Annotated in this window: 13 protein-coding genes; all 13 read left to right on the top strand. The window is 33.7% G+C overall.

Annotated features, from left to right (window positions below):
* Positions 1-118: 118 nt before the first annotated feature.
* The gene (locus QJ521_RS01360) at positions 119-1207 is read left to right on the top strand and encodes an ABC transporter ATP-binding protein (protein ID WP_282838611.1); all 1089 of its coding nucleotides are present in this window, start codon (positions 119-121) and stop codon (positions 1205-1207) included.
* Positions 1204-2271, top strand: a complete 1068-nt coding sequence (locus tag QJ521_RS01355; protein WP_282838610.1) for a carbohydrate ABC transporter permease — start codon at positions 1204-1206, stop codon at positions 2269-2271. The genes QJ521_RS01360 and QJ521_RS01355 overlap by 4 nt, the downstream gene beginning before the upstream one ends.
* Positions 2272-2286: 15 nt before the next feature.
* Complete coding sequence (locus QJ521_RS01350) at positions 2287-3978, top strand: carbohydrate ABC transporter permease (RefSeq protein WP_282838609.1); 1692 nt, start codon at positions 2287-2289, stop codon at positions 3976-3978.
* Between the two features lie 14 nt (positions 3979-3992).
* Positions 3993-5939, top strand: coding sequence for an extracellular solute-binding protein (locus QJ521_RS01345; RefSeq protein WP_282838608.1), 1947 nt, complete (start codon positions 3993-3995; stop codon positions 5937-5939).
* A gap of 73 nt (positions 5940-6012) precedes the next feature.
* Positions 6013-10854, top strand: coding sequence for an InlB B-repeat-containing protein (locus tag QJ521_RS01340; protein WP_282838607.1), 4842 nt, complete (start codon positions 6013-6015; stop codon positions 10852-10854).
* Between the two features lie 180 nt (positions 10855-11034).
* Complete coding sequence (locus tag QJ521_RS01335) at positions 11035-12504, top strand: lamin tail domain-containing protein (protein WP_282838606.1); 1470 nt, start codon at positions 11035-11037, stop codon at positions 12502-12504.
* 3 nt (positions 12505-12507) lie between these two features.
* On the top strand, positions 12508-13344 hold the full coding sequence (locus tag QJ521_RS01330; protein ID WP_282838605.1) for a hypothetical protein: 837 nt from the start codon (positions 12508-12510) through the stop codon (positions 13342-13344).
* Between the two features lie 81 nt (positions 13345-13425).
* Positions 13426-14385: a DHH family phosphoesterase gene (locus tag QJ521_RS01325; protein WP_282838604.1), complete on the top strand. Its 960-nt coding sequence runs from the start codon at positions 13426-13428 to the stop codon at positions 14383-14385.
* Complete coding sequence (locus QJ521_RS01320) at positions 14366-15307, top strand: DHH family phosphoesterase (RefSeq protein ID WP_282838603.1); 942 nt, start codon at positions 14366-14368, stop codon at positions 15305-15307. The genes QJ521_RS01325 and QJ521_RS01320 overlap by 20 nt, the downstream gene beginning before the upstream one ends.
* Before the next feature lie 6 nt (positions 15308-15313).
* A complete protein-coding gene (locus QJ521_RS01315; RefSeq protein ID WP_282838602.1) occupies positions 15314-16180 on the top strand; it encodes a tRNA 2-thiocytidine biosynthesis TtcA family protein in 867 nt (288 codons plus the stop codon).
* Positions 16177-16686 carry an MgtC/SapB family protein gene (locus QJ521_RS01310; protein ID WP_282838601.1) on the top strand — a complete coding sequence of 170 codons (510 nt, stop codon included), beginning with the start codon at positions 16177-16179 and terminating at the stop codon, positions 16684-16686. Before QJ521_RS01315 ends, QJ521_RS01310 begins: the two co-directional genes overlap by 4 nt.
* Positions 16687-16689: 3 nt before the next feature.
* Entirely contained in the window at positions 16690-18036 is a 1347-nt protein-coding gene (gene mnmE / locus QJ521_RS01305; RefSeq protein ID WP_282838600.1) for a tRNA uridine-5-carboxymethylaminomethyl(34) synthesis GTPase MnmE, read from the top strand.
* Positions 18037-18119: 83 nt separating this feature from the next.
* Complete coding sequence (gene dnaX / locus QJ521_RS01300; RefSeq protein ID WP_282838599.1) at positions 18120-19766, top strand: DNA polymerase III subunit gamma/tau; 1647 nt, start codon at positions 18120-18122, stop codon at positions 19764-19766.

Here is a 19766-nt window from a genome sequence, read left to right as displayed (position 1 = left end):
GCGTTTTTTGCTAAAAAAAATCAATAAAATGTATGAAATATTATACTCTCGCGAGAGTAAAGTAGGTTTGATTGGCTGTAATTATGAACTTTAAGAAAAACGAAAAGGAGTATTCGATGTGAACGACATTAATGAAAAAAATGCTGGTTTATCAATCAAACTTGAAAACCTGACAAAAATCTTTACTGATAAACGAGGAAATGAGACTTTAGCTGTAGACGCCCTAAATGTTGTTATTCCACCTGGACAACTAGTAAGTTTACTAGGTCCATCTGGTTGTGGTAAATCTACAACCCTCTATATGATTGCAGGGCTCTTAAGACCATCAGATGGAAAAATCTATTTTGGGGATAATGATGTCACCCGTGTCTCACCAGATAAAAGAGGTATTGGGTTAGTTTTCCAAAACTACGCTTTGTATCCACATATGACAGTACGTCAAAACATTCTTTTTCCGTTAGAAAACATGAATATTCAACGTGAAGAAGCATTAAAACTAGCTCTAGAAATGGCAGAATTAGTAGGTATTAGTGATCAACTAGATAAAAAACCTGCAGAACTCTCAGGTGGTCAACAACAACGTGTTGCAATTGCACGAGCTTTAGTGAAAAAACCAGACGTGTTATTACTTGATGAACCTCTTTCAAACTTAGATGCACGTTTAAGACTTCAGATGCGTGAAGAAATTAAAAGGATTCAAAGGGAAACGGGAATTACAACAATCTTTGTAACCCACGACCAAGAAGAAGCAATGAGTATTAGTGATTTAATGATTGTTCTTGATTTTGGTAAAGAACAACAAATGGATAGTCCTCAACAAATATATTACAATCCAAAAAACATGTTTGTTGCGAAATTCTTAGGAAGTCCACCGATTAACACTTCGACAGCTGAAGTTATTAACAAAGAAATCAAAATTAACGGATTAGTCTTGGATAAAACTAATGCTAAAGACGGAAAGTATAATATTGGAATTAGACCAGAAGACTTTAGAATCGTCCAAAATGGTGTTTTTAATTTTAAACATGATGAAGTTGAAATTGAAGTCATTGGTCGTGACACGATGATTCGATTTAATTTTGGTGGTTCTCAAGTGCGTGCAATTGTTGATTCTGACAGTATTCTAGATAAAGATGAACTATCAATAGGTGTTAAAAAAGGAAAAGTGTTATTATTTGACATTGAAACTGGGCGTGTTGTTGTATGATGCAAAAAAGGCAAACTCGTTTTAGAGTTAAACTTGCCTCTGCTAGATGGCACGTTAGAAACTTCTCTCAGTCAATTGGTGAAGGCATAAAAAAAGGATTAATGAAAATAGGTTTGGGATTCCTTTTTAAATTACCACCTTTCATCCGTGCGATGATATACTTGTCACCAGCCCTAATTGTATTAGGTATTTTCACTTTTTACCCAATATTCAACTCAGTCTTTATTTCATTTTTATCTCAATATAATATCTATACTGGAGAAATTTCAGGATATACATTGTTTGACAACTATCTTCGCGTTTTAAGTCATCGAGATTTTTATCAAGCTGTAATTAACACTGCAGTTATTGCATTTATCTCCGTGCCAATTACGATTATTTTATCATTAGCAATTTCAGTTGCTTTAGCCGCAATCAAACCGCTAAAAGGACTTTTTCAAACAGTTTATTTCCTTCCTTATGTAACGAACTCCATTGCTTTAGGCCTTGTATTTGCTTATATGTTCAGTGGAAACATTCATACGATGCATACTCAAGTAAGTTTAGCAAACGCGGTCTTGAAATGGTTAGGATTTGGACCAATACCATGGTTAGGGATTGGAACAATTTACTGGTATGCGATGAGCGTGGTATTACTATACACAATTTGGAATGGATTAGCTTTTAAGATTATCGTATTTTTAACGGGTATTCAAAGTATTGATAAGCAATATTATCAAGCAGCTCAAATAGATGGAGCATCAAAATATAGAACTTTTAGAAGAGTAACAGTACCACTTATTTCACCGATGATTTTCTACATCTTAATTACTTCTTTAATTGGAGCTTTTAAGACTTACTCATCGGTCGTTGCTATTATTGGTGTAACAGGGCGAATCACATCAGGGAGTGCGGGATTTATTGATATGAGAACTATTGTTTTCTATGTCTATAGTTTCCTCGAAAATCCAGGGCAACCAGGTAATTTATCATTAGCCGCAGCTGCATCAATTATTTTGTTCGTCATTATATTGTTCTTTACAGTGATCCAACTTCAAGTTGGTAAACGTAGAGTTCACTATTAATAGGAGGAAATCAATATGAAACGTATTACGCCTAAGATCAAAAAACTTGATTTGGTTGCCTCTCTAATCAATTTACTATATATAGCGGTTGCAATCACACTAGTGATTTATTTATTTACAGTAATGTATGTTCCAGAAAGATCCCAATGGGAAAGAAATCCAATTAATTACGAATACGAACTGATTTTTGGTATTAATCTTGTGCAAACCACAATGAATATAATAATTTCTTTACTCGTAGGGTTTTTAATCGTTACAATTCCAATGACATTCAAATCTTTTCAAAGATATCTAGATAAAAAGACAATTGAAGTTGATGAATGGTCGTATCGCCATCAATATTTATTATCAGCTTTTGAAATTGCAACTTTAAATCCATTCAGCGCTAGTGTTAGAATTTATTTAGGAAGACACGTTCAATTATATGTTGCTGAGTATGGTATGAAACAAGGGTTTATTAATTCTGGGAAATCAATCAAAGTAGGATTAATCTCAACCTATCAAGTTATAAAAAGTACAAGCATTAAATTTTGGAAATTTATACGAATACTTACAAAACAAATAATTCAAATAATTCTAAATATATTCAATGCGATTATCTTTGTATTTAAGTGGATATTAATACGATTGAAGGTTATTGCTTTGGCACTAATTTATTTATTTGTCAGCAAAGGCTCGGAGAAGTATGAGAAGTATTTGAAGACAAAAGAAAAAGATAAGAAAGCTTTAATTGCTTATCGTGAAAAACGCAAGCAAGAGCGTATTGATCAAAAAATTGCTCTAGATGCTTTAATAGAAAGCGGAAAAGATAAAACTAGAACACAAGATGAATTAGATGAAATTACAAGAAAAGATGTTGTCATGAAGATAGTAAGAATGGTTTTAACATATGGGACACTATCATTTACTGCCTTGTTCATCTTTATTCCGTTTTATTGGATGATTATTACAGCATTAAAAACTTATGCTGAGTCTTCGATGTCAAGTAACCCATCATTCTTTGTTAGTTTGTCAGATATGCAATGGGTTAACTTCAAAATTGCATTAACTGAATTCAACTTTTTAAGATATATCGGAAATACTGTTTTTGTTGGATTGACTTCAATGTTTTTCACAGTGATAACTACAGTACTAGCCGCTTTTGCATTCTCAAGACTAGATTTTAAAGGAAAAGATTTCATTTTCTCCTTATTACTAATGACAATGATGATTCCAGGAGAATTGTACACAATTACAAACTATATTACTGTAAGTAGACTTGGATGGATTGATACATTTTATGCATTAATCGTTCCATTCTCAGCAAGTGTATTTTATATATTCTTCTTAAGACAAACCTTTAGACAAATACCTGACTCATTATATAGAGCAGCTAAAGTTGATGGGTGTAGTGATTTTAAGTATTTAACAAGAGTTATGATCCCAATTGCTTCACCAACAATTATCACGATTATTATTTTAAGTTCAATTGGTGCATGGGATGCATATATTTGGCCACAATTAGTTGGTAGAACGGAGGCAACAAGATTAGTTTCTGTTGCATTAAGAAATGAGAATTTTTCAATCGGCGTTGGTGCTGACCAAAGACCGATGTATAATTTGCAGTTAGCTGCTACAACAGTCGTTACAGTCCCCTTATTAATTGTATTCTTTTCTTTGAAGAAATACATTTTGGCTGGCGTCGGGCGTAGTGGTACGAAAGGATAAAAAGGAGGAAAATAATGAAAAAAATATTTACTTTATTAACTGTAGTACTCTCTACATTAGTTTTAGTAGCGTGTGTTACGGTGGCAAACAAACCACCAGTGCTAACTGGTGAAGGTTTCGATGCAGACGGTAGAAAAACTGTTGTTATTGATGTTGGAGATGATTTTGATCCACTCGAAGGTGTTACAGCAAACGATGACCGTGATGGTAATTTGACAGGTTCAATTATAGTCAGAGGATGGGATGAAGAAACAAACGACAGCCCAGGGACTCATACAATTACTTTGACTGTTAGCGATAAAGAAGGGTTAGAAGCAACCTTAACAATTGAATTAACCGTTAGGTCAGAAGACCCTAGTGCTCGCCCACCAATTATTGAAGGTGTTAATTTAAACCAAACATACTATATTGGAAGCGGAACTTGGAATCCACTTGCAAATATAATTGCTTGGGAAAATGAAGATAAAGAATTAGATATTACAGAGAATATTGTAGTCAGAGATACAGAAGGTGTTCATTATGACCTTGATGTTCCTGGAACTTATACTGTAAGAATAAGAGTAACCAACGCAGCTGGAATTCAAGCAAACATCGCGATCACACTACGTGTTATTCGTCCAGATATTCCAACATCATTACCAACTGGTCCTGTTAAAGTTGAAATATGGCATGCTATGGGTGGAGATATTACGACTTGGATGAGACAAGCAGCACTAGATTTTAGAGCTGAATATCAAGCATTAGGTTATGATTTTGAAGTTATTGTTCCAAACGGAACTGGAAATTACGACACACTTAAGGCAAACATGAGTAATGCAATTATTGAAAGAAAATTACCAAATATGATTCAAGGTTATCCGGATCATGTAGCTGAATATTTAAACGGTGGAGCAATTTTGAATCTTAATCCATATATCGAACATGGAACTTTTGGATTACACGGTGCTGATGCATTAAGTGACATTATAGAGTCTTATCGTTTAGAAAACCAACAGTACTTGCAAGGTGGAACATATTATTCGTTACCGTTTAATAAGTCTACTGAAGTATTAATCTATAACAAGGATGCTTTAGCATATGCAGGTATTACTGATCCAGAAGATCTACCGAAAACATGGCAAGAATGGTTTGCAATCGCACCACAACTCATTGAATTTGGTAAATCAAAAAATCCAACTGAACAAAATTTAGTTAAAGCTGGTGCATATGATTCAAATGGTAATGGTTTTATTACATTTACTCGTCAATTTAATGGTGCATACACAGCAATTAATCCACAAACATACCGTGGGCAATATCTATGGAATACTAATGCAAATACATTTGCTGCAATGCAGTTTGTGAAAGATAATAGAGATATTTTTGTTGTTCCTGACTTTTGGGATCAACAATACGCAACGACTCCATTCGCACAACAAAAAGTTGCATTTGCAATTTCATCATCTGCAGGTGTTCGCCACAATCAAATCGAGATTGGACGCTTACCAGTTGCAGATCAATTTGAATTAGGCACAGCACCAATACCGTACAATGCACTTAGTCCTAATAACAGAGCAGTCATTCAACAAGGGACAAATATTAGTTTAACTGATTCAGGTACGAGGGAACAAAAACTTGTTTCTTGGTTATTCTTGAAATATTTGATGAGAGCAGATGTTACTGTTGATTTTGCAATTCAAACAGGATATATTCCAGTTAGAGAAAGCGGAATTACAAGTGAAAGATATACTAATTTCCTTAATCAAACCTTACCAGGGATGACGGATCTTCAAAAAGCTAATGCATTATCTGCACAAGCAGCTTTCCAACAAAGAGATTATTTCTTCTTTGATCCTGCATTTGTTGGATCTTCAAGAGCAAGAACTGAAGTTGGTCTAGCGTTCGAAATGATTATTACTGGTGATGGTAATATTCAAGCAGCACTAGATAGGGCCTATTCAGAGGCAAGTTTAGGTTCATAAATTAGTTTAAGCAATAAGGTTTAAAACATATAAAACAAGGTAACAGATTTTTATAAAAAATGGAGGTTAAAAAATGAAAGGGCAAACAAAAGTATTTAAGTTATTGTTAATGATGATATTAACACTAACTACGGTTTTTGTAATTGCTGGTTGTTCAGGTAGAAACACTGATGAAGCTGATGTTGCAGAAGCGAAAACAGTTTTAGCAATCGTGTACGCAAGTAACGATAATGCAAACAGTGTTACACAAAACTTGGTTTTACCTACCAGCGGAATTAATGAAGTTGTGATTACTTGGGCAACTTCTCATCCTGCTATAGTGACTCAAACTGGCGTGGTAACAAGACCGGCAGTAGACACGAATGTAACATTGACTGCAACCTTAACAAAAGGTGAGGAAAGTGATACAAAAGAGTTTACCGTTAAAGTTATTATGGCACCTGCGACGACAACACCACAAGAAGCAATTGATGCACTTGTGATTACCGGTGAAGACCTAGAAGAAGATGAGGGTATTTATTCTACTACTAAAAATGTTGTTTTACCAGCAACTTCGTTAGGTTTAGCAGTAAACTGGGAATCATCTGCAGCGGCGATTGCAGTCAATGGTACAGTAACAAGACCAGTTTATGGCCAAAGTACAGCTAGAGTTATTTTAACTGCATATATTGGTAGTTTAGAGAAAGAGTTTATTGTTGACGTATTAGCAATTACTGATATGCCTGTAACAGATATATTAAATACGGCAAGTACTCAATTAATCTTATCTCCGACAGAAGTTGTTGAAAATATGACGCTTCCTACAACCATCGTAGTTGAAGGTATTTATGATGAACTATATAACGCAAGCGTTACATGGTCTTCTTCTAATACGAACTATATTACGAATACTGGTGTGGTCACAAGACCTGGTTTAGAAGCATCTGATGAAATTGTTACTCTAACAGCAACAATTTCATATCAGGAACAAACAACTACAAAAGAAATTCAAATTAGAGTTTTAGCTGAAGCAGAACCATACGAAGAGTTCGATTCATTCTTAGCTGCTCAAGCTTATTATTTAGATGATGTTGATGGAACAAACGAACGTAGATACGTTAAGATTACAGATGTTTCAGTCATCGGTATTTTAGATGACGGATTAATGTTTGTTGATAGCGAAGGTAGTGTATTCTTTGCATTCGGTAGTCAAAGCAATGCATATAGAAACGCTAAACAAGACCAATTATATGATGTTATCGGGAACTTTGCTTACTACTATGGAGTAATTCAGATTAATGGTACGGGCACTTTATCTAGCCGTCAACCAACCATTTTGATTGAAAAAGAAGGCGATCCAGTAACTGTTAACCCAACTGTTGTCGAAAGTCTTGCGGCTTACTTACCAGATACAATGCCAACTTATTCACTTACTAGTATATTTGAAATGGAATACTTAACGTTAGAAGCTAAAGTTTACGTTCAAAATGCTGCTGATGATTATGGTATATTCCTAGTAGATGTTGATTATGATGGAGATTATTCTGATATAGATGCTCAAAGAAGAGCAGGTAACCCACCATATACTGATCAAGCTATAGTTGTTTATTACTCTTCAAATAATACCGCATTAGCCCCATTAAACGGATTAACAGTTACTATTGATGTTGTTATGTATGGATTAAGAGATGACAGATTAATTTATAACGCAGTATTCTTAGGTACTATTGGTGATGTTATTGTTCATGAAATGACAGATGAACAAGCAGTAGCAGCAGTTAAGCAAACATTACAGATGACAACACCTAATACAGCCGTTGAAGAAACGACAATCGATTTAATAACAGAATTATTTGGTACTACGATTGTGTGGTCATCTGATAATGAAGATGTTATTTCGACAGATGGTGTAGTAACACCGGTAGAAGGTGAAAGAATTGCAGTTACATTAACAGCAGCAATTACTAGAGGTGATGCAGTAGAAGAATTTGAAAAAGTAATTCTTGTTGGTGAACTACCAGTATTAACGATTGAAGAAGCACTAGCGATAACAAGTACTGATAATATTAAAGTTAAAGGTACAGTCGTGGGTTATAGTGGTAATGATACCGTTATCCTTCATGATGAAACTGGAGCAATGGCATTATTTATTGGTAGTGGAACCCCTACTGACAATGCTGATGCTATTAGAGCAGCTTTCGGTAAAGTTGTTGTTATTGAAGGATATAGATCTACATTTAATGGATTAGAGCAATTGAGAAATATCGTAGAGGTTGAAGTAACAACAGAAGCTGCTCATATTCTAAAAGTTGACATTACAGATTTAGATTGGACTCCAGCAGCACTATTGACTCACCAAAGTAAATTAGTTTCAATTACAGGTGGTACAGTTAGTGATGTAGCTGTTGATCAACATGGAAACATTGCAGTAACAATTACATTAGGTGAAAAATCTATTGTTATTAGATGGGATGCAAGAGTTGCAATCACAGGCGGAGCTAACATATTAGCAAATGCTGAAGTAGACGACTTAATTGATGTTATTGATGCGCCATTAACTTGGGCAAGCAACAACCCACAAATTGGCTATTATGTTTCTGGCCAAGTTACAGTAGAAGCAGATCCTAATCTTGAAAGACACGATGTTGTTTTCATGGATGGTGAAGATGTAGTTGAAACAATTCAAGTTGTTGATGGAAGAAAAATTTTAGAATATCCAACAATGATAAAAGAAGATTTCGCATTTGATGGTTGGTTTACTGATGCTGAATTAACATTAGAATGGGATGTTGATACAGAAGTTGAAGCTGATTTAACATTATATGCTAAATGGGTAGCAGCTATCAATCAAGTTACGACTTATGATTTTAATGATTTAGATAATGCGACCTCATATGTAACAGTACCAACGGATGCAATTGTAAATGGAGAAACATTTACAAGATTGAATGCAAACATTAGTACTCCGACTGGCACAAGCTATTCAGCAATTGTACTAGGAATTAGATCTGGAAATAGTTGGAACAGTCCATACTTGTTAATTCAAAATCAAGTTGTCGGAGCACACAAAGTAGTATTCAATATTGAAAACTGGACAACGGATGCACAATACAATATAGATTTTGCAGAGGGCATTTATATTCAAACTTCAGATGATGGAATCACTTGGACAGATGGAACGAACTTTAAAGATACTTGGGATACTGCTAGTTCAGCATCTAATATCATTTCAGTTGATCTAACAGGTGACGTATATGTTCGATTATTTGTAAGATCTGCTGGAGTACAATCAGGAACTTTCTCATTAAGATTAGCTGTTAAGTCTATTGAAGTTCATAAGTTTATTACTGTTGATGAGCCAGTTGACGTGACATTTGATTTAAATTATGATGATGCAGATGAGCCTACAATCGTAACTATTGAAAAAGATGAACTAGTTACTCAACCTTCAGACCCAACAAGAGCAGGCTTTACTTTCTTAGGTTGGGCATTATTTGGAGAAACAGATTTATTTGATTTCAATACACCTATAACTGAAGATATAACTTTAGTTGCTTTATGGGAAGAAATTGTTATTATGACAATTGCTGAAGCAGCAGCTAAAGAAGTTAATGAAGAAGTTTTATTTGTTGGTGTTGTGACTGGATTTGATGGATGGAATACTACTTTCCTAAACTGGTCCAAAGCTTTTATGGAAGATGAGACTGGAACAATTGTTCTACACAACCCAGCACTACCAATCGATGTTGAAATTGGAGATATATTCCATGTCGATGGTAAAATTGGTAACTTCAATGGATTGATACAGGTTGCCCAAGGTGCTACATATACACCAGCAGAAGGTGATTTTGTATTACCAGCACCAGAAGTAATTACTGATCTAGATGTTCTTGATAATGTTTTATATCAAGGAAGAAGAGTTAGTTTAAGTGGTGAAGTAGTAAGTGTAACTACAAGCGGACAAGAAATGGTTATAGAACTTGATGGTAAAACAATTACCGTTAGAGCAAGAACCTCTTCAGGCGTCATCAATGACTTATTTAAAGATGCTGTAGTTGGACAAACCGTTAACATTACTGAAATTCATGTAGATTGGAATTTTGGGCCAAGACTTTTCCCAATATCAGTTAATCAATTCGAATTTGTTGAATTAACAGATATGGAAAAATTAGAAGCAGCAAAAGTTATTATGGAAGAAACTTTTGAAGGTAAAACTTTTGATATGGGAACAGCAGTTCCTACACCTTCACTAGGTGATGAAGCAATAACAGTTGAAGATATCATATCTGATCCAATTGGAGCAATCGTTGTTGTTGAAGAAGTACAAGTATGGGATGATGTTACTGAAAACACAGTTTATACAATTTCATTAACACTTAAATTAGGTGTAGAAGAGTTAGCTGTTTCTGTAACTGTAACAGTTAATTATGTTGATTCATCTGAACCACAAGCCGTAGTATTATATGAAACAAGTTTTGAGACTTCAACAGCTAAAACTTCGTATGCTACAGGAACCATGGATGATGAAGGTACAGAATGGACCCTAAGTGAGGCTGTAAGAGGGAACTTAGCTGATGATAAGAAAATTGGAAGTTGGGCTATTAGAGGACGTGGTCCTGGATATGCAAGAATTAATAATGCATACAATAATTTAACACAAATTGAGTTCAATTATGCTCACTATGGAAGTCTTACATTAGGAGTTTTATCATTTGAAGTTTCAGCAGATGGTGGGACAACATGGATTAATGTTTGGACAATGCCTGAAGGTACTCAAAGCACTCTAGAAGAAGTTGTTGTTGTATTAGATTATGAAGATTTAACTGATGTTGAATATGGTGACAGCTTAATGGTTCAATGGGTATTTAGTGGACCAGATGGAAATAACTCAAGAATGAACATCGACGGAATCAAGCTTTATGGATTTACAGAATAGTTAATTAGCACATTTATTTACAAACAATCAAAAGACTTGGTACTTACACCTCGTAAGAACCAAGTCTTTTTCTTTCAATATAATCCTGAGTTACTTATTACATAAGTAATTATATAATAAAAATTCTCACTAAATATGTTATAATAATTACACAAGAAGCAAAGAAAAGAGGAATATGAAATGCTAAAGAGAATTTATAGCATATTATCCATATTAATTATTGGATTAACGCTTGTTGCATGTAATGGCAATACAAATAAAGAAGTACAATTACCAGTTTTAAATGGCTTAACAAAAACACAAATAATAGCTGAACTTGATAGTTTGGGAGCAAACTACGAGTTTACTGAAGAGATTAACTTTAATATCCCTGAAGATTCATTTATTAGATATGGTAACGGATTATCAGCAGGCATGTTGGTAAATTTATCTGAAACTGATCTTTTAATCTATATTTCAATACATAAGATTCTTTTACCTGATTTGTCAGGTCGAACAGAAATTCAAGCAGCTGTAGCACTTACCAATCTTAATCTGCAATATAACGTTACATATCGTGATTCAACTGAACACAATGAAGGGACTGTTATTGAGTATGGCGGAACATTTGAAGTTGGTCAAGAACTACAAGCAGGTTCGATAGTATCAATTGTTATCGCTAGATATCCTAGTGCTTATCGATCACCAATATATATATCTAAATATGCATCAGGTACTGGATTTAATCGTGCTATTGAAATATATAACTCATTGGATAAAGAAGTATCACTAGAGGGATATAAACTATCATTCTATTTAGATGGTGCTGAAGAAGAATCTAATGCTTTTGTTATTCCAGAGGGAACAAAACTTGGTGCTAATGATACATTACTGATTGTGCATCCGGACGCATCAAATGAGATGAAACAAAAAGCAGATATCTTGTCAGATGAACTCACGTTTGTGGGTAAAGATTATATTAAACTACTCGATCACAAAGGGTCATTTATTGATGAATTCGGATTTTATAAAGTCTATGTGATGTTTTTTGCTAATCGAATTATGGTTAGAAATCAGAATATAGTTGAATCTAATTTAGAGTTTGTTAATAGCGAATGGGATACTTATCACAGAGATTATTTTGAGATTCTAGATAGTCATCCAACACCATTCCCACAATCATTTACGTTTTTACAAGAAGATTTAGAACTTCCTGGTGGATTTGATACACCAAGAGGTATGTCGCTAGTTGTCTTGGATGGAGCTGGAGTCGTTGATGGTGATACTGCATATTTTAGCCCTGGATTCATGGGAGATGAAAGAGTAAGATTTGGTGGTATTAATGCTCGAGAAATAAGCGCACCAGATCCAAAAGATAGAGCTCTAGCTGAACAAGCGAAAAACTATCTGGATAGCTTACTTTCAAATGCATCAGCAATCTATGTTCAACATGATCCATATTTGGGACCAGTCGAACACTATGGTAGAAGTTTAGGTTTAGTATGGGCCGATGGTGTTCTTACGAACTATCAAATGATGTTAATGGGTCATAGCGAAAACAACTATGCAGATCCAAATGAGCACTTTATATATAATGGAGTTACATTAAATGAGTGGTTTAGAAGAGCAGAGGCAAGCGCTAGAGCACAAAGAATAGGAATTTGGGCATAAGGAATGAAGTATTTCAAGGCAATTTTATTTACATTATTAATGGCTTTAATATTTTTTGGTGTCATCATTTTTGTAGAAGGTGTTTTTGCAGCTAGAAAAATGGCAGATGTCATCAATACTGCATTAGAAGAAGATAACTATCATGTCTTATTAAGAGCAAACTTTCAAAGTAAAGAGCCAATGATAAATGAAGTTATCACAACAGATGAGTTCACTTTAAACATTAGAGGTTTTGAAACAGCAGCGGTAGTTAATAGTGAGTTAAAGCATTATTTTGAGTTCACAATCGTCACCATTGATGGTGAAATCGGGTTAACTGATATGGCCGCTACCCTTAAAACGGATACTGAAGAAATACCAATTTGGTTTTTAAAATATTTTAATTTAGAAGTTTATACAGTGGTGACTGATTCATCAAGTTATAAAGTTTTTGAAGTATCAGATATTTTTAAAGATGGAGCAACGGTTTTAGAATCTTTAATACTAAGCTATACGCCTGAAAATGCTACATCTGAAACAGAAATCATCATCGATGTTCAAAAACAAGAAGCGGATTTTGTGTTTGCAAATATAATCATAGATTATTACAATAATCATGATAATAATTATCCTACATTAGAAACAGATGAGATAAAATTACATCAACATGTCGAAATTAACACTTTTCCTGCTTTAGTTATTTCAGGAGGAATCACATTAGTACTTATTGTATTATATACTTACTATATCTATTCTGTTAGACCAAGAAGAAAACTTGGGAAAGCAAGACCATCAAGTAATTTACAAAAAGATATTAAAAGAATACACCAAGATAATACCGAACAAAAAAAGCATAAATAATTTGAAAAAGCGATAAATAAAAATCGCTTTTTTACTCAAGTTATGATATACTATTCTAATCACTAAAAAAAGGAGTTCACCATGAATATTAAACAAAAAATTATCAAAAAAATTGAAGCATATGATAAAATAATTATCCATAGACATATAAGACCAGATATGGATGCTATTGGTTCACAGTATGGTTTATATTTGACCATCAAAGAGAACTATCCAAATAAAAGAGTTTACATCGTCGGTGATGTAAACGACATGGTGTATCTTGCATCAATGGACGTAATACCAGATGAATATTACCAAGATGCATTAGCGATTATTACTGATGTGTCTGTGTCCAAATTAATTAGTGATGATCGATACAAACTCGCTAAGGAAATCATCATTATTGACCATCATCAAAATGACACTGATTTACCTGATGTCTCCATATTTTATAAAGATGCAACTTTTGCATCAGCATCAGAGATGATTATCGATTTAATCAAAGAATACGGTCTTAGAGTATCACCAGAAGCAGCAACTTATTTATATGGTGGCATGGTAACAGATACAGGAAGATTTTTATACTTAAACAATGCGAGTAAAACATTTGAGCTTGCGGCATATATAACCAAATTCAATCCATCGTATCAAAATTTTTATGATTATATTTATACAGAGACATTACAAAAAAGACAGACCAAAAATTTATTCTCATCATTTGATATAACACCAAACGGTGTTGCATATCGAAAAAACGATGTTGAGTTAATTGAAAAAAGTGGATTAGAGTTTCAAGCTATATCTAGAGGTATGGTTAATCAAATGGCTGGAATTAAGGAAATTCCTATTTGGGCGAACTTTACTGAAGATGTTGAAAACAATGTTATCGTTGGAGAGTTTAGATCTAGAGGCATTACCATTGTAGATATTGCAAAAAAATATGGTGGTGGTGGCCATAACCAAGCTTGTGGAGCAAGCCTCAAGAATTGGGATGAAGTTGATCTTGTACTAAAAGATTTTGATGAAAGGGCAAAAGACTATGCAAAGAATATTAAATAAAATCAAGTCATATGACACAATTATTATTCATGGACACAAAAGACCAGATGGAGACTGTTATGGTTCTCAATTTGGTCTATCAAATATTATTAAAACATCATTTCCAAACAAAAAAGTTTATGTTGTGGGGGAGACGAGCCATTTTGTTGATTTTTTAGGAAAAGTAGATACAATAACCGATGATGTTTATGAAAATGCTTTATCTATTGTTGTTGATACAGCAGTACAAGATAGAATTAGTGATAGTAGATATACAAAAGGAAAAGAAGTCATCAAAATAGATCATCACATTCCAGTAGATGACTATGGTGACCTTCGTTGGGTTGACACATCATTTCCTGCTTGTTCCCAAATGATTGCTTATTTCTATAACAAGTTTAAAAATGAACTCAGTATGACATTAGAAGGTGCTAATGCTTTATATACGGGCATTGTTACTGATACAGGTAGATTCCGTTTTAGAGGGGTTTCAAAACTCACACATCAAATAGCAGGGATGTTGATTGAAAAAGGTGTAGATGTTGAATACATTGATGGAAATTTAGGTAAAGAATCTTTACAAATGATTGCACTAAAAGGTTATGTTTACAGCAATTTTGTAACAACCAATGGTTTTGTATATCTCAAAATGACAAGAGACATTATTGAAAAATATGATGTATCTGATGAACAAGCAGCCTCTGTTGTTAGTTTAATTGGGGGTATTGAAGGATTTCCAGTATGGGCGTTGTTTATTGAATATCCAGGAGAAATCAGAATACGTTTAAGATCAAACGGTCCTACGATTGACAAATTAGCAAATCAATATGGTGGTGGTGGACATGCCAAAGCTGCTGGTGCTAAATTAGAAAACTGGGAACAACTCCCCGAATTTATAAAAGATGTTGAAGAAGTGATCAAAGCTTATCAACATGAGGTTTAATCAATCATGCAACAAGAATGTAAGACCATTATTGTAGAAAACCCTAAGCTTCCTTTAAATGAAATTGAAAGAAGTTTAATTAAAACATACAAAAAAGATATATTTAGACCATTTGTACAAGCGATAAACGAGTATAATCTGATTCAACCAGGAGATAAGATTGCCGTTGGTATATCAGGAGGCAAGGATAGTTTAATCCTTGCGAAGTTATTTCAAGAATTAAAAAGACATAATAAAATACCATTTGAACTTGTATTTCTTGCAATGGATCCTGGATTTAGACAAGTCAATAAAGAATTATTACTTAATAATTGTAGCTACCTAGACATCCCAGTTGTTGTTAAAGAATCTGAAATATTTGATGTTATAGGAAAAATTGCAAAAGAAAATCCTTGCTATATGTGTGCAAGGATGAGAAGAGGATTTCTCTATAAAGCAGCTAAAGATCTAGGATGCAACAAGTTAGCATTAGGGCATCATAAGGATGATGTTATTGAAACAACACTCTTAAATATCTTCTATAATGGAGCATTTATGACAATGGTACCCAAAATTCAGGCAGAGAATTTTGAAGACATTGAATTAATTAGACCTATGATGTTTGTTAGAGAAAAAGATATTATAAGGTGGATAAAACATAGTGGGATTCAAGCAATGAACTGTGGATGTACAGTTGTTGCTGAAAAGACATCTTCGAAAAGAAGAGAAATTAAGGAATTAATCGAAAACTTAAGAAAAGTCAACCCAGACGTTGATCAGCAAATATTCAACTCTGCTACCAACGTCAATTTGGAAGCTATCTTAGGCTATCGTAATGATACAAAGAGAGTACATTTTAATGAACTCTATGATGAGAGGAGAAAAAAGAAATGATATTAGATGCAAATTTAACTTTAACGGATATCATACTTAAAGTTATACTTCCATTAGCACTTACATTTTTTGTTGCAGCTTTCGTCGGTCTTGAGCGTCAAAATGTAGGGAAGGCTGCAGGTTTATCTTCACACATTTTAGTTGCTATGGCAAGTGCAGGTATCGCAGTTATGCAAAGATTAATGTTTGAACAACAAATTTCAGCAGGATTTAGTGACCCAGAACAGCAAAGAGTTATTGCACAAGTCATTACTGGTGTTGGTTTTGTTGGAGCAGGTGTCATTATCAAAGATCAAGCAAATGTTGTTAAAGGTATAACAACAGCCGCAACCATTTGGTTTACAGCAATGATTGGATTAATTCTTGGTAGTGGTTATTTGGTTGTAGGAACAATCCTAGGTGTATTCATCGTCATATTTGTTTTATCAAGAGATATCGCGAGAGGATTCAACCCATTAAAACCAAAAGCAAACCGTGAACATACCCATTCAAGAGATGGAGAATAATACATGAATTTTGATACAATTGCAGCAATTTCAACCGCTTTTGGAACCGCAGGTATTTCTGTGATTCGTATTAGTGGTGAAGATGCAATTTCTGAATTCAATAAAATATTTAAAGGGAAAAATTTAAATAAAGTGAAAAGCCATACTTTAAACTATGGACATATTCTCGACGAGAATGGTTCAATCATAGATGAAGTTATGGTCGCTGTTTTAAAGGCCCCTAAATCATTTACTGCTGAAGATACAGTTGAGATATCAACACATGGCGGTATTTTAATCACGCAAAAAGTTTTAGAGCGCATATTAGATTTAAATATCAGATTAGCTGAACCAGGTGAGTTCAGTCAAAGAGCTTACCTTAACGGAAGAATTGACTTAGTCGAAGCAGAGTCAATCATGGACCTTATTCATGCAAAAAGTGAACAAGCTTTAAAGATAGCTAACCTTGGTGTTCAAAAAGAAACATCAAGATTAATCCGAAATCTAAGATCGAAACTGCTTACAATTGTTGCACAAATAGAAGTTAATATTGACTATCCTGAATATGATGATGCAATCATTATGAGCAAAGAAATTATAAAGCCAAGAACTGAAGAACTCATTCAAGATATCAACGACCTCTTAAAAGAATCTCAAAAGAACCAACTTATTCGCGAAGGTGTAAAGACAGTTATTGTAGGTAAACCAAACGTAGGGAAAAGTAGTTTGTTAAATGCACTTTTAGATGAAGAAAAGGCTATCGTAACTGATATAGAAGGAACCACTAGAGATACAATTGAAGCCTATATAAATATCAGTGGTGTTACGCTTAAGTTAATCGACACTGCAGGTATACGAAACACAGAAGATTTCGTTGAAAAAATTGGTGTAAATCGCTCAATTGAAGCACTTCAGGATGCTGAGCTTGTCTTGCTTGTTTTAGATCAAAGTAAAGCGTTATCTGAAGAAGACATGAGACTTTTAGATCTTACAAGAGACAAAAAGCGTTTAATAATTGGCAACAAATCGGATCTAAAAAAAGTGTTATCTTTAGAAGAAGTTCTTCAAGTTTCAACGATTACTAAGTCGGGATTAAAAGAACTCGAAAAAGCTATTCTAAGATTATTATCTCTAGAGGATATCGGACAAAGGGACTTTAATTATTTGTCGAATGTTAGACATATTATGAAAGTTAAAGAGGCTAAAGAATCTTTAATCAATGTTTTAAAGTCAATTGAGTTAGACATGCCAGTAGATGTGTATGCAATTGATCTAACAGCAGCATGGAGAGCATTAGGTGAAATCTTAGGCGAAAATTATCAAGATGATTTATTAGATGAATTATTTTCTAAATTTTGTCTAGGTAAATAAGTCATTTCCTTTTTAAGAATCTATCATATTATAAAGTATAATATGTGTTATAATGAAAAAAGAAAGAAAGCGAGGGTATTCTTATGGCATATGTAGCATTGTATCGTGCTTATCGTCCAAAAGCTTTTAGTGAAGTATCAGGACAAAAAGTAATTATCAAAACACTTCAAAATACGTTGTTGCATGATAAGGTTGCCCATGCATATTTATTTAGTGGACCCAGAGGTACTGGTAAAACAAGTATCGCTAAGATTTTTGCTAAAGCAGTAAATTGCGAACATCAACCTAACAATGAACCATGTAATGAATGCAGTATTTGTAAAGGCATCGACAAAGGAGATATTCCTGATGTTATAGAAATTGATGCTGCATCAAATAATGGTGTTGATGAAATCCGTGAGTTAAGAGATAAAGTTAAGTACATGCCAAGTGTTGGTCGCTATAAAGTATACATCATCGATGAAGTTCATATGTTAACACCAGGAGCATTTAATGCTTTATTGAAAACTTTAGAGGAACCGCCAAAACACGTCATCTTTATTTTAGCAACCACTGAAGTTCATAAGATTCCACCAACAATTTTATCAAGATGTCAGCGTTTCGATTTTAAAAACATTGAAACTAATGATATTGTAGATAAACTAAAACATATTGCTGAAAAGGAAAACATTAAGATTTCCCATGATGCAATCTATGCAGTTGCAGAAAATGCAGAAGGTGGATTAAGAGATGCCATCAGTTTGCTTGACCAAACCATTTCTTATGCAGATGGAGAAATCACAGAAGATGATGTACACCAAGTCTCAGGTAGTGTTTCAAAAAAAGCGTTAATAAAATTATTAACAGCGATTTCAAATAAAGAAATCAGTAATGCAATGATTATTCTAAAAGACTTACTTGCTGAAGGTAAAGAAATTAGCAGAATTGTTAACGATCTTATCTTAGCACTTCGTGATATCTTATTAGAAAAATCTGTTAAGGTTGAATATGTGAAGTATAAAGACTTAGTGAGTATCTTCTCATTTGACAAAATATACTTTTACTTAGATATTTTAAATCGTCTACAACAAGATATGAAATGGACACATCAAAAAAGAGCCTATGTTGAATTAGCATTGATCAAAATGATGGAGCATCAAACATTACATGCTATCGATTATGAAGCAACGATTATGGACTTGAAAAATAGCATGCAAGAAATTAAAGAACAAATGAAGATTCAACCCAAAGCAGTTGTCCAAAGTAGTAAGAAACCACTCGTATCAATCAAACAAGTGGAAAGCATTTTAAATCATAGCGATAAAGAAAAAAAGAAACTATTACAAACAGGTTGGGAGCACTTAAAAGATTACCCTAAGAACCATTTGAAAATGGTTGCATACTTGCTTTCGCAAGCAGAGTTAGAAGCTGTCTCAGATTCAATGCTTCTTGTATATGATGATATTAACTTGTGCAAACGCATATTAGAACCCGAAACTAAAAAGATGGTTCTAGAAATCATTAATAGCAAAAAACATTTAATAGATGATTATATAGCAATACTTAAAACAGACTGGCTAGTTATAAAAGAAGTTTATTTAGATCTTTGGAAGAAAGGTAGCAAAAAACCTAAATTACCTCCATATGATCTTAAATTATATGTTGATTTGGTTGACGAAGAAAAGAAAGAACCCGAAATTATATCGTTAGCAAAAGATTATTTCGGTGAAAAAGCGATAATAAAGGAGTAA

Source organism: Peloplasma aerotolerans, from assembly GCF_030012175.1.
Classification (GTDB): domain Bacteria; phylum Bacillota_I; class Bacilli_A; order Acholeplasmatales; family Acholeplasmataceae; genus Peloplasma; species Peloplasma aerotolerans.
The sequence above is the reverse complement of the archived record's forward strand: the minus strand, read 5'-3'. Positions and strand labels throughout refer to the sequence as shown.